Source organism: Paenibacillus paludis (assembly GCF_042610515.1).
Classification (GTDB): domain Bacteria; phylum Bacillota; class Bacilli; order Paenibacillales; family Paenibacillaceae; genus Paenibacillus_AQ.
This window is the reverse complement of sequence record NZ_JBGJZP010000019.1, coordinates 1-20,562: the sequence shown is the minus strand read 5'-3', so window position 1 is coordinate 20,562 and position 20,562 is coordinate 1. Positions and strand designations below refer to the sequence as shown.

At 46.3% G+C, this 20,562-nt stretch carries 20 protein-coding genes and 1 pseudogene; 14 read left to right on the top strand and 7 right to left on the bottom strand.

Annotated features, from left to right (window positions below):
• The first annotated feature begins 6 nt into the window (after positions 1-6).
• The 6 genes from ACAN56_RS27150 to ACAN56_RS27125 are packed head-to-tail and all read left to right on the top strand — an operon-like array spanning position 7 to position 5,539.
• Positions 7-1,428, top strand: a complete 1,422-nt coding sequence (locus tag ACAN56_RS27150) for a radical SAM protein (RefSeq protein ID WP_379146713.1) — start codon at positions 7-9, stop codon at positions 1,426-1,428.
• Positions 1,418-2,512 (top strand): radical SAM protein, encoded by a 1,095-nt coding sequence (locus tag ACAN56_RS27145; RefSeq protein ID WP_379146711.1) that lies wholly within the window; start codon positions 1,418-1,420, stop codon positions 2,510-2,512. The genes ACAN56_RS27150 and ACAN56_RS27145 overlap by 11 nt, the downstream gene beginning before the upstream one ends.
• Positions 2,497-3,411 carry an ABC transporter ATP-binding protein gene (locus ACAN56_RS27140; protein WP_379146709.1) on the top strand — a complete coding sequence of 305 codons (915 nt, stop codon included), beginning with the start codon at positions 2,497-2,499 and terminating at the stop codon, positions 3,409-3,411. The genes ACAN56_RS27145 and ACAN56_RS27140 overlap by 16 nt, the downstream gene beginning before the upstream one ends.
• Before the next feature lie 15 nt (positions 3,412-3,426).
• A complete protein-coding gene (locus ACAN56_RS27135; protein WP_038597907.1) occupies positions 3,427-4,032 on the top strand; it encodes a hypothetical protein in 606 nt (201 codons plus the stop codon).
• A gap of 1 nt (position 4,033) precedes the next feature.
• Positions 4,034-4,723: a hypothetical protein gene (locus tag ACAN56_RS27130; RefSeq protein WP_379146707.1), complete on the top strand. Its 690-nt coding sequence runs from the start codon at positions 4,034-4,036 to the stop codon at positions 4,721-4,723.
• A 3-nt stretch (positions 4,724-4,726) separates the two neighbouring features.
• The gene (locus ACAN56_RS27125; RefSeq protein ID WP_379146705.1) at positions 4,727-5,539 is read left to right on the top strand and encodes a S41 family peptidase; all 813 of its coding nucleotides are present in this window, start codon (positions 4,727-4,729) and stop codon (positions 5,537-5,539) included.
• Positions 5,540-5,727: 188 nt separating this feature from the next.
• On the opposite strand, the gene ACAN56_RS27120 is transcribed toward ACAN56_RS27125, so the two are convergent.
• From ACAN56_RS27120 to ACAN56_RS27105, 4 genes are all read right to left on the bottom strand, one after another.
• On the bottom strand, positions 5,728-6,132 hold the full coding sequence (locus ACAN56_RS27120; protein WP_379146703.1) for a hypothetical protein: 405 nt from the start codon (positions 6,130-6,132) through the stop codon (positions 5,728-5,730).
• 34 nt (positions 6,133-6,166) lie between these two features.
• Positions 6,167-6,838 carry a hypothetical protein gene (locus ACAN56_RS27115; RefSeq protein ID WP_038597900.1) on the bottom strand — a complete coding sequence of 224 codons (672 nt, stop codon included), beginning with the start codon at positions 6,836-6,838 and terminating at the stop codon, positions 6,167-6,169.
• 91 nt (positions 6,839-6,929) lie between these two features.
• Positions 6,930-7,520, bottom strand: a complete 591-nt coding sequence (locus tag ACAN56_RS27110; protein ID WP_379146701.1) for a hypothetical protein — start codon at positions 7,518-7,520, stop codon at positions 6,930-6,932.
• Positions 7,521-7,614: 94 nt separating this feature from the next.
• A complete protein-coding gene (locus tag ACAN56_RS27105) occupies positions 7,615-8,703 on the bottom strand; it encodes a UvrB/UvrC motif-containing protein (RefSeq protein ID WP_038597896.1) in 1,089 nt (362 codons plus the stop codon).
• Between the two features lie 204 nt (positions 8,704-8,907).
• Between ACAN56_RS27105 and ACAN56_RS27100 the strand changes: the two genes are divergently transcribed.
• The 6 genes from ACAN56_RS27100 to ACAN56_RS27075 all read left to right on the top strand — a co-directional run bounded on the left by ACAN56_RS27100 (position 8,908) and on the right by ACAN56_RS27075 (position 15,854).
• Positions 8,908-9,714 carry a MerR family transcriptional regulator gene (locus ACAN56_RS27100; RefSeq protein WP_379146698.1) on the top strand — a complete coding sequence of 269 codons (807 nt, stop codon included), beginning with the start codon at positions 8,908-8,910 and terminating at the stop codon, positions 9,712-9,714.
• 201 nt (positions 9,715-9,915) lie between these two features.
• Positions 9,916-11,904: an FAD-binding protein gene (locus ACAN56_RS27095; RefSeq protein ID WP_379146695.1), complete on the top strand. Its 1,989-nt coding sequence runs from the start codon at positions 9,916-9,918 to the stop codon at positions 11,902-11,904.
• A 198-nt stretch (positions 11,905-12,102) separates the two neighbouring features.
• On the top strand, positions 12,103-12,798 hold the full coding sequence (locus tag ACAN56_RS27090; RefSeq protein ID WP_379146694.1) for a DUF6033 family protein: 696 nt from the start codon (positions 12,103-12,105) through the stop codon (positions 12,796-12,798).
• A 71-nt stretch (positions 12,799-12,869) separates the two neighbouring features.
• Positions 12,870-14,282: a hypothetical protein gene (locus ACAN56_RS27085; RefSeq protein WP_038601125.1), complete on the top strand. Its 1,413-nt coding sequence runs from the start codon at positions 12,870-12,872 to the stop codon at positions 14,280-14,282.
• 79 nt (positions 14,283-14,361) lie between these two features.
• Positions 14,362-14,643, top strand: a complete 282-nt coding sequence (locus ACAN56_RS27080) for a hypothetical protein (RefSeq protein ID WP_379146693.1) — start codon at positions 14,362-14,364, stop codon at positions 14,641-14,643.
• A gap of 374 nt (positions 14,644-15,017) precedes the next feature.
• Entirely contained in the window at positions 15,018-15,854 is an 837-nt protein-coding gene (locus ACAN56_RS27075; protein WP_379146691.1) for an EcsC family protein, read from the top strand.
• A gap of 123 nt (positions 15,855-15,977) precedes the next feature.
• Here the strand turns inward: ACAN56_RS27075 and ACAN56_RS27070 are convergent, their stop codons facing one another.
• Both ACAN56_RS27070 and ACAN56_RS27065 read right to left on the bottom strand, forming a co-directional pair.
• A complete protein-coding gene (locus ACAN56_RS27070) occupies positions 15,978-16,289 on the bottom strand; it encodes a putative quinol monooxygenase (RefSeq protein WP_038597884.1) in 312 nt (103 codons plus the stop codon).
• 62 nt (positions 16,290-16,351) lie between these two features.
• Positions 16,352-16,594: a SunI/YnzG family protein gene (locus ACAN56_RS27065; protein WP_379146689.1), complete on the bottom strand. Its 243-nt coding sequence runs from the start codon at positions 16,592-16,594 to the stop codon at positions 16,352-16,354.
• 301 nt (positions 16,595-16,895) lie between these two features.
• Here ACAN56_RS27065 and ACAN56_RS27060 point away from each other — a divergent pair.
• Together ACAN56_RS27060 and ACAN56_RS27055 are read left to right on the top strand one after the other, a co-directional pair.
• Positions 16,896-18,008 (top strand): annotated as a pseudogene (locus ACAN56_RS27060) (nitric oxide synthase oxygenase); the annotation flags it as partial.
• Between the two features lie 966 nt (positions 18,009-18,974).
• Positions 18,975-19,523, top strand: coding sequence for a TetR/AcrR family transcriptional regulator (locus ACAN56_RS27055; RefSeq protein WP_038601120.1), 549 nt, complete (start codon positions 18,975-18,977; stop codon positions 19,521-19,523).
• 155 nt (positions 19,524-19,678) lie between these two features.
• Here ACAN56_RS27055 and ACAN56_RS27050 read toward each other — a convergent pair whose 3' ends face one another.
• A complete protein-coding gene (locus tag ACAN56_RS27050) occupies positions 19,679-19,894 on the bottom strand; it encodes a hypothetical protein (RefSeq protein ID WP_156130974.1) in 216 nt (71 codons plus the stop codon).
• Positions 19,895-20,562 lie beyond the last annotated feature (668 nt).

Genomic DNA, 20,562 nt, shown 5'->3' with positions numbered 1-20,562 from the left:
TAGTTAATGAAAGGTTTGTTTTTAGAAAGTAAAGCAGGGAACAGGTATTTTTATGACGACACAACAGGCATTATTAATCCGATTACAGGTGACTCATGGACAAAAGAAGAGCATTTCAGTAAATATCAATCAATAATACCTGTTCAGCAGAATCTAAGATCATACCCTGTAGATACCCGACAAGTGAAAGACTATTTATTTCGGCAAGCCAATGGTTTCAGACAATTGATACTAGAAAGCACCTCCAGTTGTAATCTGAGATGTAAATATTGCATATACTCAGACCACTATCAATACACTAAAGGGTATGAGAACACCCAGCTAACCTTTGAGGTTGGCAAAAAAGCAATAGATTTTTACTTTGAAAATTTCAAAACAATTCAGTATAGAAATCCAAACAGGAAACCTGTTATAGGGTTTTACGGCGGGGAACCCTTAATTAATATTAAAACAATTAGGGAAATTGTTGAATATACAAAGTCTACTTACACGCAATATGGAGAAATACTATTTAATGTAACGACGAATGGAGTGCTCTTTAATAAGGAAGTACAAAAATTTTTAGTCGAAAACGGATTTTCCATCATCGTAAGTTTAGATGGCAATAAGGAAAACCACGACAGAAATAGAGTGAAGCTTAACGGTAAAGGCAGTTTTGATGAAGTAATTACGAACATCCGTGAATTTAAAAAGGATTATAAGGATTATTCGAAATTTGGGATAAGCGCCTGTTATGACTTGAAGAGCAATCTCTTTGACTATGAGCAGTTTCTGGATGAGGAAGATCTGTTCATGGTTAAGCTTGCTCGGGTTGAAGCGGTTAATTCTACATACTATCAGCAGTTTTCCTCCTGTGATTTGAATGATTTCGATGATATGATGGCAGGCTTGCAGAACAAATTCTATAACTTGGCCAGCGAAAATAAGATTAAAAAGGACTCATTTTTGTATGCTCTAATCGGAATTAATTATTCTGAACTGGCATTTCATTCAGTTATTAATGAAAGACGTACAGAGTGCCTTCCATTTACATCAACTTGTGTTCCCGGGGAAAAAATATATGTGACTGCAGACGGGAAAATACACATGTGCGAAAAAATTAATGAGAAGCATTGGATTGGTAATGTTGATGACGGCTTGGACTATGGGAAAATCACTTCCATCATCAATGAATACAACAAGAACATTTGTGATCATTGTGAGGATTGCAATTTTACCCGGTTCTGCAGCATGTGCTTTGTACAGTGTGCAACGGATACAGCTTTTGTGAAATCCCCATCCTTATGTACTAACATTGAAAGATCTGTCCGGGAAAGGCTGACCCATTTTTTAAACATTCTGGAAGAGAGACCGGATATTTTTGAAGATATAACTGTTGACTATTTCAATACAATCTATGAGAAGGGAGGAGAACGAATTGAACTATAAATATTTTAATTTGTACCCTGAATGTTACTTGGAAGTAGGGGAGAAGAACTCAGTCATTCACAATCTATTGCAAGAAAGAATGGTAGTGCTGGATGAAGAGAGTACCCAGCTACTGTTGAAATGTGAAAAAAATGAATTGGTTAGCACCGATGAGAAACTGGTTAAGGAATTAAGCAATATGGGCTGGGGGTTTTTCTCAGATACCAAAATCTTTATAGATAAATTGAGAACGGTTAATGTTTTTAATCAAAAGAAGTTTTGGAAGGACACTCCGGTAATCAGCTCTGCAGTATTACAACTGACTAATCAGTGTAATCTTGACTGCAGTTTTTGTAGTAGCGCTTTTTGTCCAATGTGTATAAAATTAGAAAATAATACCAACGACATGAGGGTTGAGGATTGGTATAAACTCATTGACGAGCTTAACTTTTTTGGAGTGACGAATTTAGTGTTAACAGGGGGAGAACCGGCTATTTTTCCTCAGGTGGTTGACATTGTTAATTACGGATTGAATAAACAGATCAATATCACCATAAGTACCAATGGCCTGATTAAAATTAATGAACTGCCACTGGAGACCCATTTATATATTAATCTGTTTGATTCAGCAGACCTTGGGCAAGTCATGACTAATTACGATTCATATGACAACGTCACTATTGCATTAATAGATATAGATTTTTTGCCGGTGGCCATCAAACAATCGTGGAGGAGTGTGAGAACTTCCGTACAAAATCCGGTGATTAAAGAGAGCTCCATTATTAAAACGGGCATGAATAAATTTTTCATAAAGAAAATGAATGACTGGTGCTTAAGCGGCAGAGTAACCATTTGTCATAATGGGGATGTCATAAGCTGTTTAGGCAAACAAGATGAGGTGGTTGGAAATGTAAATAAAATGGGCATATCAAGCATATTAAAGATACTCGTAGAAGAATACTGGAATAAGCCGGTTTATACCAAGGATACATCTGGCAAGTGCATTCGATGTGAGTTTAAATACGCATGCAATGCATGCAATAAAGTAAATATCGAAAAAAGCTGCGAGTACAATTTGGAGGCTGGACTATGGAAGTCAAATTAATAGATGTTACAAAAAGGATAGGCGAACAAGAGATTATTAGCAAAATTAATCTTAACATTCATAAGGGGTCCGTATTCTCTATTGTAGGGCCAAATGGCGCCGGGAAAACAACGATTATTAGAATGATTTTGAATTTGTACAACACAACCGAGGGTAAAGTGCTGGTTAATAATGTTGATGTTTCTTCTAAGGAATATACTTCAGTCAGAAAAAAAATAGGTTTCCTGCTGGACAATATCGGCCTGTTTAAAGATCTGAGTTGTTGGGATAATCTGGAGTTCTTTGATCGCATTTACTACCCTTCGGCAAAATATCCGGAAAGATCAGAAAGAATAGGACGGCTGCTGAAAAAGGTTGACTTGTATGATAAAAGATCTGATAAGATTTCATTTTTCTCCAGGGGTATGAAACAAAGACTGGCTATTGCCCGTGCACTCATTAATGAACCGGAATTATTGATTTTAGACGAACCTAGTAGAGGGCTTGATGTAGAAGGCAGAATGCTCCTTAAGGAGTTTATCCAAGAGCTTACAGGCAAAGGATGTACCATTATTTTTAATTCACATGATCTTAACGAATTGCAGGAGGTATGCTCGCATGTGGCATTTCTCAAAAAGGGGAACATTCTTCATGTGAATACATACAACGAACTTGAGAAAGCATACTCAGACAACACATATGTTCTAAAATCAGAAGATAATAATCAACTGATAAACAAACTAAAGAGCCAGCCTTTTGTTCTATCCTGCAAATTGATAGAGGATGGGGTATTTGTTCAACTAAAGGATGAAGCAAATTATTTATCCCGATGGATTGTGAGTGATAATGTAGAAATTCTGGAAATGAAGAGAGTGAATAATGATCTGAAGCACTTGTACAATAAAATTATTAATGAGTAATTTGTATGGAGGCCTATGAGCATATATAAAACTATATTATGGCGAGAACTGAAAAAAGATAAATTAAGGATTAAGGCAAATTTGCTTTCTATATTCTTCATTATTCTTGGAAACTACGTTTTAATCAGATATAAAAGTGCTTTTCAAAATTATGATGTTTATTTGCTGCTGGCAATTTATTTTGTCTTTCAGATGGAAATGATCATTTCAGATATAAACCAAAGTATAGAGTCCTTGCTGGCATTGCCCATAAATGTTGAAGATGTGTGGCTTGGAAAAACAATATATTTAATTTGCAAGTGTATTGTAGTTTCAGTTGTTAATATTATGATTCTATTTGCAGCAGATGTATCTTTCAACATGAATTTCCTTGAGGTTGCGTGCTTATTAACCTGGGTTACTGCATATCATTTAATGTTATATAAATTGATATGGCATTTTGGGAAAAAATATAAATTTGCTGTGTTGTTGCTTGATTACCTTGTCTACTACATGATCTTAAGCCTTAATAAACAAGATTTTATTATTGCAGTGCTCGTCAGTTTTCTATTGATTATAGTAATGAACGGTGTTCTCAGAAGGAAAATAAGGAAAGAAAGAATCGTGAGAAGGAGCCTGTAATATGAGAGCGTTAATGTGGAAGAAATATAGCGAATTCCAAAGAAGCAAAGTCAGAGTGCTTGTATTTTTTATCCTACCAGTAGCTTACTTGTTTCTATTATTAATATTGAATATAAAAACAGAAAATGTAGTTGCATTTTATTCTCTGAGCGTAATTCTACTGCAAACCTTTGTATTTTTCTCAATTGAAGAACTTGTATCCACTGAAGTTATATTGGCGACTAACACCTCGATAAAAAAAATATGGTTGGTAAACCTTGTATGCACTACAGTAATTGGATTCATATATTCCAACATTATCTTATGGATAGCTGTTCTTAGCGGTCCTTTCCTATTCGATATAGACTTCAATATAACCAGTCAGGCGATACTGCAAAATGTTCTGAATATTGTAGTTGGAGCTTCTATAATAGGATTTTCAACAATTCATTTTGCGGATTACTCCAAACTTAAGCAAGTCTTAGCATCTGCAGCAGGTTTGTTGATTTATGCCAATCCTTTTCTGTTTTTATTCTATTATGGTAAAGGGATAGAGGTGTCTCTGCAAATTACAGGTGTATCATTTGTCTTGTCCCTATTCATTTTACTGATTTCTTATTGGATCGTTAATAACCCGAATAAAGAGAAATTAATTATCAATACACAGAAGCTACTTAAGACATTTGAGGATAGCAACACAATAGAGGAATAAAAAATGCTCAAACTCAGATCGCATCGCTATATTCCAAAGCGCCTGGTGGAGATGCTTGTCGAGGTATATGAAGAAAAGGAATTAAATTTGGTAATGGAGGATAGTTATAAAGAGAAAAAGCAGGCTCTATTGAACAGACGGAAGATCTCCCATCTGGATTTTCAGCAATTTGTGAATAGTACAACGGATTCGATATATACTCAATTTAATTACTTTTACCCAGTGAAATCATTCGCAAAGCGGAAAAGAATGAATGAGATAAAATATGATATCAAGCTGCATGATATTTTGTACATTGCGTTTACTAGTTTTAATGATGAGTCAGCAGCGGAGATTGGCAGCCTGCTTGGAAAGTACGCTAAAATGAGTTATTTGATCCTGGATCTCAGAAATAACAGCGGCGGTAAATTAGGCGCTTGTCTAAAAATCGCCAGGCAGCTTCTTCCCAGATGTAGTATGTTGATCTTGAATTACAAGGAGAAGCAAGTAATACACCAAAAAATCAATAATGAATTTTATGATTTTAAAAAAATATTCATACTTGTAAACCCTCATACAGCAAGCTGTAGTGAAATATTGGCGTTGATGCTTGTCCAAAAACTGCACAACGTGCATTTAATTGGAGAGGGTACAGTGAAAAAGACAGTAACCCTGCATGCTGTAACCAATCTCAAGTATCACTATCATTTCTCGATAACGGATGCAAGATGGTATGTAGATCACTGTGATGTACACGACCTGCAGAGCAATATCATCCCTGTAGAAACGGACGGGTATATGAATCAGATATTGAAAATTATACAAGGAGATGATTGAAATGATTTATATGTGCCGGAATTGCGGCGTCAAGCTAACAAGATGTACAGCGACAAATACGGTTGGACAATTTTCTGCTATCAAAAAGCAGGATAGAGCATTTACAACTAAAAAAACCAGTGAACTTGTTCCCTATGTCTGTTCAACCTGTGGTTTGACGGAGTGGTATGTTAAGGAGCCATCTATCTTTAAAGAGTAGACAACCCGATGCATAGGTCCAGAGAATGGTCGAGACAGAGCGTCCGTTTGGCATGCGGACTGCTGCAGAGGATCTTCTGGCAGTCCTTGATGCCTTGCACCGCCCGTTCCAACGTGTTTCTGCTGGTAAAGGGATCAAAATGGAGGCACGGAGGTGCTTGACCGGGAGCCAGCGGCCTATTGGCAAAGCGGTCAGTACGCTGAGCAAGGGCAGGGCCCATTAGAAGAAGGTTCACCGATAAGAGAGGCTTCGCTTGCTTCTCCTGACATAGCTCATGATAAAGCGGTTCTTCGGGACGGCTTTTTTTGATATCCGGCCACAAGAAAACCGCCCCAGTAGGAGCGGTCATAACCGGAGGGCAGACTCTTTTTTGAATACAGGGCAGCAATGCCATGCCGCATACCTGCATAGTTAGTTAACTCAACAGTTCATCGAAATCTGGCTAAATAAGCTACCCTTCTTTTAGCAGGCTTGATTTGGATAATATGTGGCGGATTTGCAATTCTGCGAATGACGATTACAAGTGCAATGAACAAGGCAATCCCGGTAAAAACCATTACCCAGACGGGGTTAATCAGGCCCAGTAAATAATAAAGAACACGAACCCTAGCTTTCAAAATGCGACCTTCCTCAATAGGTTCAGTTTGAGCATTGATTGAAAGTTGAGTCATAACAGCCCCTACCCCCAGAATTATTAGCACATAAAATAAGGGCTTTAAGGAAGCTGTGACGCTTGTTAGCTGCTTTTTATTAAATTTATATTCACTACCCATATGTATGTGTAATAACCTGATGAAATCTTCGCGAATGTCGGGATCCGTAATTACGATAAAGTCAGTCTCTGTTTTTCCGAAACTAGATCTAGTTACAATATTCGTAAACATTCCCTTTTTGTTCGAGGATACGGATTCAATATCCCCGATTGAAAATATTTTTCCATGACGGACTTCTGCCGGAAAATCCTCTCCTCTCGCAAGTGCTTGGACGACAAGTGCTTCATTCTCTTTTCCAATCTCTGAATAGATGTACTCCGGTGTCAAAATATGAAATTCTTCCGCATTGCTCTCGAACAGCTTAAAATCCTGGAAAAAATCGCTCATACCAACCTCCTAAATAATGTAATACATTATTTAATCGGAAGTTATTATAATAATTGTTAGTTTCTGTATCTGTGTATTCCTTCTCAAGGAACTATTTCATAGTAGTGGCTGCCTGCATATCCATCAGTATGATTATCGTGGCCTTTCCTTCCTCATCATAGACTGTTGAAACCATATGTATGCCTCTGAGCGCTTCCCCCGTGAGCGAATTCAACTCCTGTACAGAACTTTTCACAAGTTGACGTGTTTCTGTATCGTAGTAATAATCCATATAATTCTCAGCATTCTCTATCGCGTATTTCTCTCCATATAACTCTTTAATACCCGCATGGCTCATGCCGGCTTCAGCTCCCCGGGCAGTTCTATATACCCCTTGAGATTCTTTCCGCAGCGCTATGGATACGACCTTATCATCCCTGTAGATCACGCTCACTCCAGGTTCATATGTATACGAATTCGGAATCCCTTTATTTCCGGTCCCCAGCACCTTCTCCGCATTCTTGCGGCTCATGCCGTAGCTGACGCGTTCCTTGCTGTTAACCGCCTTGTAGATGGCCATATCCTGCTTGGAGAAAGTATCCGGCTCCATGTTAACGGCCTCGGCATTGCCGCTGCTGCATCCTGCCAGTACAAGAAGTAGAAGAGCTGCTGTTAATAAGGTATAAGTTCTTTTGAGATTCAATTATTTTCCTCCTAGAATTTACTATTCTATAAAATATAGCAGAAATCGTACGAATCTCGATATGCACTCCAACGATTACATTCAGCCGTTTTTGTTACAGCCCGAAATAATTCTCCAGCAGTTCACGCACTGCCCCGCGAAGAGACGATTGATGCTCTGGATGAAGCAGCTCCTGGGGAACAAGGATATAGCTGCCGGAATTGCTTTTTAAATAGCTGTAGATGATTTGAGCTTCGTCAATTTTATGGCGGTTGACCGCTTCCGGCGGTTCCGGTGTCAATTGGGTGAAGGTCTCAGCAATAGCGGATTGGATGCCGGCCTGCAGCTGCGCCATATCCGGATGTCCGGTTTCCAGCTTGGCCCGGAAGAGAATGCGGCTGCCTTTAATCAGAATAAGCTTTAGAAGTTGTTCGTTCACCGGTTCCAGGACGACGATGTTCTGGTTCTCTGACGTGAAGCGGGTAACCTTCTCCTTCTGCAGCAGGGACTGGACAGCTCCGACATAGTCGCGATATTTGGCCGCCGCTTCGAAATCATATCTCTCCGCCGCCTCATCCATTCGCCGCTCCAGATCCTCAAGGATACCCGTGTCCTCTCCATTCAGCAGGGCGATGATCCGGTCGATAATGCCATTGTATTTCTCCAGCGCTTCTCCGCCTCCACACATCCCGATGCATAGGCCCAGAGAATGGTTGAGACAGAGCGTCCGTTGGGCATGCGGACTGCTGCAGAGGATCTTCTGACATTCCTTAATGCCTTGCACCGCCCGTTCCACCGTGCTTCTGCTGGTAAAGGGACCAAAGGATAGGCTGTTCTCAGCCTGTCCTGGATCATAGCCCACTTCGAGCTGCCGGTAGGCGGTATCATTGCGAATGGTGATATAGGTGTAGGCGAGCGGATTTTTCATTTTTTTATTGTACATCGGCTTAATTTCCTTAATGAGCTGGCACTCCAGCATAAAGGCTTCAAATTCCGTATCGGTCACCCTATATTCAAGATCCCTGATGTTGCTGACCAGCCGGTTTACCTTGGGCGAATGCCCCTTGGAATTGTAGAAGTAGGACTGCACCCTTTTCCTCAACTGCTTGGCTTTGCCGACATAGATGATATGGCCGAGGCTGTCCTTCATCAGATAGACTCCGGGCGATAAAGGGAGGGCTGCCACCTTTTCTGTTAGATTCATAGGCATGAAATCTCCTCCGCTGATTGCGTTCTCTAGTAGATTCTAGTATAAACGATGCTATTGGCGGCGGCGACTGGAAAAGTCCGATGTTCCGCTCTGCGTGTGAGAAATATGGCGATGTGATATAACCCACAAAGGCTCCCGTCAAAACCCCTTATCATTAAGGATATAAAATATAAATTTCGACAAAACTGGGGGGATTTCATGAAATATTCAATCGGGGAGTTCGCATCCATTCTGGGGATAACGGCTGATACGCTGCGGCTGTATGAGAAGCATGATATTGTCAGACCAATGAAGGATCATCATAACAACTACCGTTATTTTGATGATTTGGATGCCCGGAATCTGTTGTCCAGCCGGTGGTACCGCAGTATGCAGATTCCGCTTCAGGATGTCGCCGAGCTGATTAATGATGCGCCTTCGGAGCAGGTAGTGGAGTCGATCGCCGCCGCGCAGCTGCAATTGGAAGCGGAAATCAGGCGCAGCACGATGCTGCTGAACAAGATCAATGAGATCCATAAGGAGCTGAAGGTGATCAGCCATTCTTTCTATAAGTGCCGGATCAAGCAGCTGCCGGGAATATACAGAATCCAACAGACGAACAAAAATCATTTGCTGCAGAAGGATTGCCTGAAAAGAACGGTCCAAGCCTGGATGGAGCTGTTGCCCTTTACGTTCTATTCCTTCCGGATTGAAAATACGGAAAGTATCTACGGGAGCGTGGAGCTGGATTATAGCTGGGGTTTGGCTTTGCTGGAGGAGGATCAGGAGAAGCTTGAGGTGGGCCTGAATGAAAGTGTTGAATATCTTCAGCCGGCGACCTGCATATCTTCGGTGATTGCTACCTCTTGTGAAGAGTACATCGAGCGGAGTGCTTTTCAATTCATGCTGGATTATGCCGAAGAGCACCGCTATGCCATCACGGGTGATATTATCGGAAAAATTCTGTTCACGGAACGAAGGAGCGGAACTAACAAAACCTATCTGGAGATTAATATCCCTATCTAAACCTGCCTATTGGATGACAACCTGACTGCTGCGTCAAAAAGCAGAGGGTTGCCCGTTCTATCCCCCACTTTGAGAAAAGTTTCACATATAATTCATTGACCTTGGTGCTGCACCAAGGTTTACACTCTGGACATACGCATGGGCGGTCCGAGAAGAGAGAAATAAGGACGGCCACTAAACTATACTGGGGGCAAATAAGCAATGCGCAAGTTATCCATCACCAAAATGTTCATGTTATCGCTGTGCCTGGTTATGATCCTGTCGATCATCGGAGGCTGCAGCGGCAATTCGAGTGAACCGGCCGCTTCGGAGCAGCCGTCTGCATCGCCTGAAGCGACGCAGCCAACAGCCGATTCGGGTGAAATCCCGGCTTCTTTCAAAGCGGGAACGTACAAGGCAGAAGCTGATGGCAAAGACGGCAAGGTTCAGGTGGAAGTTACACTGGACGCAGCCCAGAAGATTACGGACATTCAAGTCGTAAGCCAGAATGAGACGGCAGGCATCGGCGTTGAAGCTATCAATAAAGTGAAGGAAGAAATCATAGCCGGCCAAACCTTGGCCATCGATGCAGTGAGCGGAGCTTCCGAATCCAGCACAGCGATCCTGACCGCTGTTGAAGATGCACTGAAGCAGGCAGGCGGCAATGTGGAAGCCTTCAAATCCAGAACTGTGGCCAAAGCCGGCGAAGGCAAGACAGAACAGCTGGCCGCCGATGTTGTCGTTGTGGGTGCGGGAGCCTCTGGCGTGTCTGCGGCGGTATCCGCAGCGGATAAAGGCGCAAAGGTCATTATTATCGAGAAGACGGCAACGATCGGGGGAGCGAGCAATTTATCCTGGGCGGGTAAATTCTACAATTCCTCTGCTGCCGTCAGCAGCGGGCTTAAGATCAGTGTGGAGAAAGAAATTTCCGACTGGATCGTCAATAACCATTGGCGTGTGGACGCGGCGGCCATCCGCCAGTATGTGACGAAGTCCGGGGATACCTATGATTGGCTGAATCAAAAAGGCTACAAAACCACCTTTATCAATTTCGCAGGTGAACAGCTGCATATGCTTCCGGCCTACGAGACCCGCCAGGACCTGCTCCGGGCCATGCTGGCAGAATCGGTGGAGAAAAAAGGCGGACAGGTCATCACAGAAACTACGGTCAAGAAGCTGATTACAGGCAGTAATGGAGAAGTGACCGGTGTAGTAGCCGAGAAGGCAGACGGTACAACGCTGGAGATTACCGGAAAAAGCATCGTGATGGCCACCGGCGGTTATGCCGCCAACAAGGAAATGGTTAAGGAAGCCTTCGGGTTTGAGGGCGTAAACGGCGGACTTGGCCAGAATATCGGCGAAGGCCTGAAAATGTCCTGGGCTGCCGGGGCCAAGGTTCCTGATAACTTCGGCGGACAAATGCTGCACCAGACGCTGGCCAGAGCAACAGAGAAGCTGAAGACACAATATGAGCCGTTTGAGGCCAGCTACCCGCTGATGCTCTCCTACCTGCCGAACTTCATGAATGTAGGTTCGTCCGGGGCGAGATTCAGAGACGAAGCGGCTACGCTTACTGCAGTAGCAGCTGCTAATACTAGTGCATTTAACGGTGCCTATCATTATGTGATTGTCTCCAAGTCACAGATCGACGCTTTGAAGGCTAAAGGGATGAACGGTGTACAAGCACCTAGTCTGCCGGGAATGCCGCCGGAATTCTATGCAACATTTGCGAAGCAGTTCACGCTGGAGAACCCTTGGAAGGATGCGGACAAAGTCTTTGACTCCATGGTAGAGAATGGAGATGGCTATAAAGGCAGCACCATTGAAGAGTTGGCTAAAAATGCCGGAATGGACGCGGCTGTATTCGCAGAGGCCTTCAGCAAATACCAGGAAGCGACCAAGACAGGCGTGGATACTGAATTCGGCAAAGCGAAGGACTATCTGCTTCCTATGGGAGAAAGCGGTCCGTACTATGCGATTATTGCCGAGATCAACAACTTGGGCTCTGTCGGCGGATTGCTCGTCAATACCCAGTTCCAGGTGTTGAACGACAAACGTGTGCCTGTTAAAGGTCTGTACGCTGTCGGACTGGAGTCGGAAGGCGTGTTGTTCAACGATACCTATGTGGGTAACGGTGTCGGCATCGGCTATTCATTCACTTCCGGCCGTCTTGGCGGTGAAGATGCTGCCAGCAGCGCCTTGGGGAAATGAGTTTCCCCAATATTTTTCTGAATGAACCATTTCGGCTAACCGCCGGGATGGTTTTTTTTGCGGATTCAGCGCAGTTACGACTGGACTGTTGGGGATTCTTTTAGATTTTGCGTGGAGCTTGCACGGTTTAATAACTCTTTCTTATGCGCCGATAAATAGGGTATAGTGCATTGTTTATGCAGGAAGGAGGAATGCTGAATGAACATTTCAATATCCAGAGTTCAGCGAAGCTCAATAAAAAGACCGCCGCAGTCCAAGATCAGGGATACCGCAGCAGCGCCCTCCCTTGGCTTCTCTGAAACCTTGGCTTCAGTTACGGCTATGACTGAGGAACAGGCGCAGAAGATTAGGGATATTTACGACTTTACAGTCAGTATCGAAACCATCCCGGCAGATGATAAGGACATTACCAAGCGAGGTACAAGCGGCAGCCTGCAGGAAGTGGTGGTGGCACCGAACATTCTGCATCTAATGAGCAAGGACCCTTCCATAAAGAAGAAGGTTTACGGTTATATTGATAGCTATATCCATGAAGATTTGAAGAGTCTGGCCCAGATGGAAGAGCTGCATGGGGTCACGGTGACAGGGCACAGTCTGATTATACACAAAGATGGTACATATACGGTTTGGTCTGCATCAGTAGCTTCTCCCGGGGAAGTGGAGAAAGGCAGACGAATCGAGGCAGATAAGCTGAAGGAAAAAGCGGAGCAGGCACATATTGCTGCAGTAGCGCGGAATGAAACCGAATTGGTCATGCCGGAGGGTTGCGGGAAGCAGCCTGTTACCCAGCCAGGGGAGCCGGCGCTTCCTGCAGCCATCAGAGCTTTGTCCTCCAGGGATTTGCTAAAGCTAAGTTTGCTGATCAGAAACAGCAAGTCAGACAAGAGGCAGTAGAACAATAGCCCAACCCTCCGCATAGCATATAGCACCATCTTGCTTGAGGAGGAAAGGGGGCGCCAAAGATGATGAGCATTCAGTTATCTGCGGTTCACTGGGTGTATCTGGTCTTTATTGTGTTTATTATGACGCTGCTGATCAGGCGGCGCGATACAACGATGATTTGTGTGACCGGGATTTTTGCCCTGGGGCTGCTTGCAACAAGTACACTCAGCGGTTCGGTGTCAGGAATCTTCAATTCATTTGTCTATGCGACCAAAGAGCTGATGAGCACAATTATGATCATCTCCATTATTGTGGCCATGAGCCGGATTCTGATGGTTACAGGCATTAATGAAACGATGGTGGCTCCGCTTACCCGGTTCCTGCGCACGCCGGCTATGGCCTACTGGGGGATCGGGCTGATTATGATGGTTACCTCGCTCTTCTTCTGGCCTTCACCTGCGGTGGCGCTGGTCGGGGCGGTACTGCTCCCGGTGGCTGTCCGGGTGGGTCTGCCCGCGCTTGGCGCAGCGATGGCGATGAATCTGTTCGGCCACGGGATTGCCTTATCCGGTGATTATATAATTCAGGGGGCACCAAAACTGACCGCAGATGCCGCAGGCCTTCCGGTGTCCAGTGTTATGGAGGCGAGCCTGCCGCTTGTTATAGTGATGGGACTGGTCACTACGGTCACCGCGTTCTGGATGATGCGCAGAGATCAGAGAAATGGAACCTGGAGAGACGGGCTGGTGTCGGTCAAAGGTTCTTCAGGTCCGTTGTCAGCAGGAGCGGAGGATACAGCTCCGGTATTGATGAGCCCCGGTCTGAAAAAAGGGCTGGCTATCGCCATCCCCCTGCTGTTCCTGCTCGATGTAGTCGCGATGTTTATCCTTGACTTGCAGGGTGGAGATGCTACGGCCCTGGTTGGCGGAACCGCCGTGTTGATCCTGATTACGATCACTTTGCTGGCCCATCATAACCAGGGGCTGGAGAAAATCACCTCTTACCTGATCGAGGGATTTGTCTTTGGTTTTAAAGTATTTGGCCCGGTCATCCCCATCGCGGCCTTCTTTTATCTCGGTGATTCGGCCTTCACCGAGCTGTTTGGGAACACGCTGCCCGGCGGCTCGCACGGCATCGTGAACGATCTTGGCGTCGCCCTTGCAGATCACGTTCCGCTGAATGGCGCGGTAGGAGCCGTAACATTAACGGTGATCGGCGCGATCACCGGCCTTGACGGCTCCGGCTTTTCCGGCATCTCGCTGGTCGGCCCGATTGCCCAGATGTTTGCCGCCGCGATCCATTCCGGCGCGGCGACCTTGACCGCCCTTGGACAGGTGGCCGCCATCTGGGTCGGCGGCGGCACGCTGATTCCGTGGGCACTCATTCCGGCAGCCGCCATCTGCGGCGTCAGCCCGTTCGAGCTGGCCCGGCGGAACCTGAAGCCGGTGCTGCTGGGCCTCTCGGCGACGACGATTGTCGCCATGTTCCTGATGTAGATATTGTGCATAAGAAAACATCCCCTTATCCATGCTAAAGAGGATCGGAAAGCGTGACAGAAGGGGGAGTATTCAACTTATGAGGCACTATGAATCCAGTTTGCGGACGAACAGCACGGTGGACCAGGCACAAGATTCTGTGACCAAGCTGCATAACTCAGTAACGCAGGCTTCAAGCCATCCGAATGAACAGACTCTTGCCCAGGCCGAGAATAGTCTGGAGCATGCCGAAAATGCAGTCCGGCATGCCCCGGAGGGCTCGGTGGGCGGCCATGGTGTTGATCTAACCGAGGAAAGACTAAAGGATGAGAAGGAAAGGCTAGCCGCTCTGGAAGAGCAGCAGAGCCGGATTAAGGATTAGGAGCCCAGCTCAATGATGGTGTTTCCCAGGCAGTATGTGCAGCTGCAGGCATTTCCGGTGACTCTCCGGAAATGCCTGTTTGGCATGACCCGGGAAACGAATAGTAGGATGAGGGCAATCAATAGCCGTAAATTCGGTTATAAAGTTAAGAGGCGGTCTGTCACACTCAGACTTGCTCGGTCCTATGCGAAACCGACAGCTCTCGTGGAGCGTAGAACTTCCAAAGTGATTAATTTTGAATTAAGGCGTAACTATACCCAATGCATAAACCAGTGAAGAAACGCTCACAAAACTAAGCGTATGCTTTCGAAGCAAGTTTTGTACGAAGTAAACTCAGTGAAGAAATGCTCACAAAACTTTTAGGAGGTTACCCTATGCCGGAAACTGCTGAAGGCTTGCCGCGCTTTGAAACGGCTGCGGAGCTGCAGGCCGCGCTTGCCGTAATTGTGAAATGGGAAAAAGAGCAGAACAAGCTGATGATTTGGGACCGGATCACCCGCTTGCCGTTCAAGCTATTGGACAAAATCACACCAAAGGTGATACACGAGAAGCTGGGCAAGCTGCTGGATGAACTGGGCAGTTATATCCAGAACGGGGGTAACTATCTGGTGGCTGGACGTAAGGTGGGCTCGCTCCTGGAGTCGTCCAGCCGTGCTGCCGGGGGAAGCGAGAAGGGACCGTTTCCGCTCGCTGTTATGGATGAAGCCGCGCTGAAGCTGAGTCAGAACAGCCGGAATGTAGCAACGGCGCAAGGGGCTACAACCGGGTTCGGGGGTTTCTTCACGCTTGCTGCCGATATTCCCGCTATCTTGGGCCTGTCGCTGAAGGTCATTCAGGAAATCGGTCTATGTTATGGCTATAATCCTACGGACAAGGCGGAACGGATTTTTACGGTGAAGGTGATGCAGTTCGCGTCTTCGGATATTGTGGGGAAACGGACGATTTTGCAGGAGCTGAATCTGCAGGCCGGAGGCAACGGCGATATCACTGCCGGAACGAATGCTGCCGTCTCCAAGATCCAGGGCTGGAAGGAGGTTATTACGGTATACCGCGATAACTGGGGCTGGAAAAAGATGCTGCAGGCCGTTCCCGTCGCCGGGATGTTTTTTGGCGCATATCTTAACCGGAAGGCGCTGGAGGATGTGGCTGAGGCCGCGCGGATGCTGTACCGCAAGCGTAGAATTATCGCCAGGCTGGCTGAAATGGAATAGATCAATGGCTATAGATATTTTTTGAATAGCTGAGTCGAGATAACGCTAAAAAGGCAATAAATGCAGCCGCTGCAGGCTGTGCTTATTGCCTTTTATATTCTTCACTAAAGGTTCGTCTCCGTTTTAATTAAACGACAGCCCTTTGCCGCCTACGGGCTTGAGCTTTGTGGACTCCACACCGGCAATCAGCGGCATGGCGCGCTGGATAGCCGCTTTGGTAGCTTCCAGGCTGAGCGAGGCCGCATGTGCCTCCGGATTGCTCCATACCTCGGTAACCCAGAGAATATCCGGTTCGGTCTCCGAGAAATTGATGATGTAAAGCTCACACTCCTCGACAGTCTCAGCAGCAGCCGCGCTTTCCAGCAAGATTTTTGCCAAAGCATCGCGTTTGCCGGGTTGTGCAGTAAATTTAGCGTACATCCCATATTTGCTCACATGTATCACTCCAGATTCCTATTTTAACAGAAGCGGTTAACTTTCAGAATTCCCTAGATCCTCTATTTTTTTATAATTGCCGCTGCATCCGAGGTGAATAAAATATAAATGTTGGACTGTGTTTTAATGACAACCCTGTCCGTTGTGCCGTAAGGAGTACCGATTCGAATGGCATTTTTTTCAGAACCGCCATAAGTATCGTCCTGTGTAACCTCCACAATCTCTGAAAGAGGTATTTCAAACTTTGACAGCTGCCACTTGATCACGAGGTTTTCATCCGATTGTGTAACATTAATTCCTAACATATAGCTTGCTCCCCTCTCCTGAAATCTACATAATGCCAACTGAAGGTTCCATACTATAATATACAAAATTAGGTTCTTTTTCAGTTTGTATTTTTATGAGCTGGCTGGTCTCCCGCATATAAGCATTCAAAGGATCGCCTGAGTCTCCTTGTCCACAGCTTGTCCGATTCTTGCTTATTCCCGCAGGAGTTACTATGATTATGCTATTAACTTCAGGGACACAGGAATACAAATTCATCCCGCTTTGAGAAAAATATCACGAACATCCGGCAGAACCGGATCAAGCAAGGGAGTGGACGGTATGGGGAATAATGACTGCGGAGTTTTGCGCGAAGACTTAATAGATCAGGCCGAATCGTTCATCCGGTTATGCTACGGGGAGCTGGAGAAATCCGAGCCTGAGATCCTTGAACGGATGTCGGCCATACGTGAAGAAGTGCTGCAAAGCGGTACCTATAGGCATACCGAAGAAGAGCTGACACATGGAGCAAGGATGGCGTGGCGGCATAACAGCCGCTGCATCGGGCGTCTGTTCTGGCATTCGCTCGAGGTGATTGACGCACGCGGGAAGGAAACCGCAGAGGAGGTAGCCGAAGCGCTGCTGGCCCACATGGAGCGGGCCAATAACGGAGGACGCATCCGTCCGGTGATGACCGTGTTCCGCAGCGGTGAAGATCCTGCGAAAGTGATCCGTATCTGGAATCATCAACTGATCCGTTATGCCGGGTATCCCGGGAATGGAGAAGATCCGCGCGCTGGCGACCCAGCGTCCGATGCTTTTACCTCGCTCTGCGGGAAGCTTGGCTGGCAAGGGAACGGCGGGGACTTCGATGTGCTGCCGCTCGTAATCAGTATCGGCGATGAACAGCCGTGCCTTTTCCCTATTCCTGAGGGAATCGTGCAGGAGGTTCCGCTAACCCATCCGGAAATCGAACGTTTCCCGGAGCTTGGGCTGCGCTGGTATTCGGTGCCGATCGTTTCGGACATGCAGCTGGAAATTGGCGGGATCCGGTATACGGCTGCTCCTTTTAACGGCTGGTATATGGAAACGGAGATTGGTTCCCGCAATCTTGGTGATACCGGTCGCTATAACCGGCTGCCGGCTGTAGCGGATCTGCTTGGACTGGACCGTTCGACCAATACGTCACTGTGGAAGGATAGGGCGCTGCTGGAGCTTAACCGTGCCGTATTGCATTCCTACAAGCTGGCCGGAGTAAGCATAGTGGATCATCATACCGCTGCCGATCAGTTCGTCCGCTTTCAGGAGCAGGAAAAGCAGCGGGGGCGGGAAGTATCCGGCAAATGGCATTGGCTGATCCCGCCGATGTCACCCTCGGCTACGCCAATCTGGAATGACAACAAGCTGAAAGAGCTTAACCTCAGTCCGCGCCTGGTCTACCAAAGTTCTGCTTATACAGGGTGGCTGGAGGAGGCGGATGGTATACAAAAAGGTGTGCTGGAAGATGTGCAGGAGGGCGCGCTGGAGGGTACGCGAGAAGGTGCGCAGGGAGTGGCGCTGGAGGGTACGCGAGAAGGTGCGCAGGGAGTGGCGCTGGAGGGTACGCGAGAAGGTATGCAGGAGGGTACGCAGGAGGGCGCGCAAGAAGGTACCCGAGGAGGTACGTATGAGGGGGCACTGAAAGGTGCGCGAGAAGGTGCTCAGGAAGGTAGGCGAGATGGCGCGGGGCATACCAGTTCTGCCGCTGCGGCGGGCTTGGACATCATGGAGCATCAGCGCGAAGAAACTCCTGCTGAACCTGGACATGCAGCTGCGGAGATAGCTTGCCCTTTTCACCACCAGCAATAGTTCCACCGGGCTTTCAGCTTCCCGTTTACTTTAACTGCATCTCATACACCTAAAAACCAGCATTTTGGAGCAGTATAGGAGATAGCTGTATTCTGTACAATTATTTAGGCGTGATTTGGGCAAAACGTTGCTTTCGCCAATTTTAGTTGTAAGAAATACATCTATCTCTAAAAAAGCTCTATTGTACCCCTGGATAGTTGCAGTAAATACATTTATTTTGAAGGGGGCACCATAAGCTGATTCAGCGTTCATTCGCAAGCGTGGTATCGGACAGAATGCTCAGGGGAAATCCCAAGCGTAACTATAATTCGAAGAAGACTTGCGGACTATTTCCTAAACGGCACTCTGGCTGCAAGTGATACGGACATTTCCATCCAGTCCTTCATCTCTGCTGAGGATGACAGCCACACGAATTGTAAAGGTGGAACAGTCGGCTAGGCGTTTAAAATACAGGCTTGATTATTTAAGAATTGGAGTATATACTTCTAACCAAGAAAGTGATTGATCAATAACCAACTATTGAGGCGTGAATTACTTTATCTACTTCATCAGAAAAGGAGGCATATGGCCATCATGAACAAACAATCCAGTACGGTCCGGTCTAAGACAGCTGAAGCGACCTCCGTTAACCGGCGGGAGCAGATTTTGGAGGCGGCGGTTGTGGTTTTTGCCGAACTTGGTTATTACCGGGCGACCACTGCACAGGTGGCGGAGAGAGTGGGTATCTCCCAGCCGTATATTTTCAAGCTGTTCAAGAACAAGGAGGAACTGTTTGTAGCCGCACTGGACCGTGCCTTTGAGCGGATTATCCGCACCTTTAAGAGTGTTGAGGCTCCTGCAGATCAGCTGCTTGAGGAAACAATCCGGGTATATGAGCAATTGATGGAGACCCATCCTAATGAGATTCTTCTGCAAGTGCAGGCATTGGGCATCCGCGATGAAATGATCCTCCATGCGATGCAGAAGGGAATGCTTGAGGTCACCAGTCTGGTTATGGGAAAATTTGTGGCTGCCGGAATGGAGCATCCGGAGGTTGAGGTCAGCACCTTTATGGCCAACGGCATGCTTTGCAATATCGCAATGGCGCTGGGAATGCCGGAATTAAAGCCAAAGCATCTGTAAGCACCAGCGAGTACTAGGGGGAGTTTGGCTAGTGAGCAGGATCTAAGGGCGGAGTCCCTTAGATATTAATGATTTTTAGTTAGTGATTAGCCAATAACAAAAGCGCCCTGTTAGTAACTAAAGTACTAAGGAGCAACGGTATCTTGAGCCGCTCATCAACTGGTTAAATAGTCAATCGCCAAGCAATAGTCTCCAACGGTATGCCGTATGGCAATATGGTTAAGTACCCGAATCGCCGTAACGCCAATTTGATAGCCTACTGCTAATCCGAATCGCCGTAACGCCAATCTAATACTATCGCTAATCCGAATCGCCGTAACGCCGATCTCATAGCCTATCGCTAATCCGAATCGCCGTAACGCCGATCTCATAGCCTATCGCTAATCCGAATCGCCGTAACGCCGATCTCATAGCCTATGGCTAATCCGAATCGCCGTAACGCCGATCTCATAGCCTATGGCTAATCCGAATCGCCGTAACGCCGATCTCATAGCCTATTGCTAAAGCCGATTCGCCGTAACGCCGATCTCATAGCCTATGGCTAATCCGAATCGCCGTAACGCCGATCTCATAGCCTATCGCTAATCCGAATCGCCGTAACGCCGATCTCATAGCCTATCGTTAAAGCCGATTCGCTATATCGCTAATCCATATCACTTTAAAGCCAATCCGGTTGTCTGATGGTTAATCCCTATCGCGTACCGGACACCAGAGCTCTTATTTCGGAGAAATTGCCTGTTTGCAGCAGTGATCGGACCTCAGTGCAGCTATTGTTCACAATCGCACTCAATTTGTTGATTTTCACACTCAATAAGTGCACCTGGGTCCGAATGGAAGTCAAATAGACTCCGATCAGCAAGATAACGTCTCTCCAGTCCGTGACAGTCAGAAATCACGAAAATGTTTAGTTAGTGATTAATCACTACTGTATTTGGCGAAGCCAAGAGCCAAGAGCCAAGAGCCAAGAGCCAAGAGCCAAGAGCCAAGAGCCAAGAGCCAAGAGCCAAGAGCCAAGAGCCAAGAGCCAAGAGCCAAGAGC

What these genes read in the sequence shown, in the direction of transcription:
- ACAN56_RS27150 (WP_379146713.1), top strand. Translation starts at nt 7, where the DNA reads ATGAAAGGTTTGTTTTTAGAAAGTAAAGCAGGGAACAGGTATTTTTAT.
- ACAN56_RS27140 (WP_379146709.1), top strand. Translation starts at nt 2,497, where the DNA reads ATGGAAGTCAAATTAATAGATGTTACAAAAAGGATAGGCGAACAAGAG.
- ACAN56_RS27135 (WP_038597907.1), top strand. Translation starts at nt 3,427, where the DNA reads ATGAGCATATATAAAACTATATTATGGCGAGAACTGAAAAAAGATAAA.
- ACAN56_RS27130 (WP_379146707.1), top strand. Translation starts at nt 4,034, where the DNA reads ATGAGAGCGTTAATGTGGAAGAAATATAGCGAATTCCAAAGAAGCAAA.
- ACAN56_RS27125 (WP_379146705.1), top strand. Translation starts at nt 4,727, where the DNA reads ATGCTCAAACTCAGATCGCATCGCTATATTCCAAAGCGCCTGGTGGAG.
- ACAN56_RS27120 (WP_379146703.1), bottom strand. Translation starts at nt 6,132, where the DNA reads ATGGCATTGCTGCCCTGTATTCAAAAAAGAGTCTGCCCTCCGGTTATG.
- ACAN56_RS27115 (WP_038597900.1), bottom strand. Translation starts at nt 6,838, where the DNA reads ATGAGCGATTTTTTCCAGGATTTTAAGCTGTTCGAGAGCAATGCGGAA.
- ACAN56_RS27105 (WP_038597896.1), bottom strand. Translation starts at nt 8,703, where the DNA reads ATGAATCTAACAGAAAAGGTGGCAGCCCTCCCTTTATCGCCCGGAGTC.
- ACAN56_RS27100 (WP_379146698.1), top strand. Translation starts at nt 8,908, where the DNA reads ATGAAATATTCAATCGGGGAGTTCGCATCCATTCTGGGGATAACGGCT.
- ACAN56_RS27095 (WP_379146695.1), top strand. Translation starts at nt 9,916, where the DNA reads ATGCGCAAGTTATCCATCACCAAAATGTTCATGTTATCGCTGTGCCTG.
- ACAN56_RS27090 (WP_379146694.1), top strand. Translation starts at nt 12,103, where the DNA reads ATGAACATTTCAATATCCAGAGTTCAGCGAAGCTCAATAAAAAGACCG.
- ACAN56_RS27085 (WP_038601125.1), top strand. Translation starts at nt 12,870, where the DNA reads ATGAGCATTCAGTTATCTGCGGTTCACTGGGTGTATCTGGTCTTTATT.
- ACAN56_RS27080 (WP_379146693.1), top strand. Translation starts at nt 14,362, where the DNA reads ATGAGGCACTATGAATCCAGTTTGCGGACGAACAGCACGGTGGACCAG.
- ACAN56_RS27075 (WP_379146691.1), top strand. Translation starts at nt 15,018, where the DNA reads ATGCCGGAAACTGCTGAAGGCTTGCCGCGCTTTGAAACGGCTGCGGAG.
- ACAN56_RS27065 (WP_379146689.1), bottom strand. Translation starts at nt 16,594, where the DNA reads ATGTTAGGAATTAATGTTACACAATCGGATGAAAACCTCGTGATCAAG.
- ACAN56_RS27055 (WP_038601120.1), top strand. Translation starts at nt 18,975, where the DNA reads ATGAACAAACAATCCAGTACGGTCCGGTCTAAGACAGCTGAAGCGACC.
- ACAN56_RS27050 (WP_156130974.1), bottom strand. Translation starts at nt 19,894, where the DNA reads ATGAGATCGGCGTTACGGCGATTCGGATTAGCGATAGGCTATGAGATC.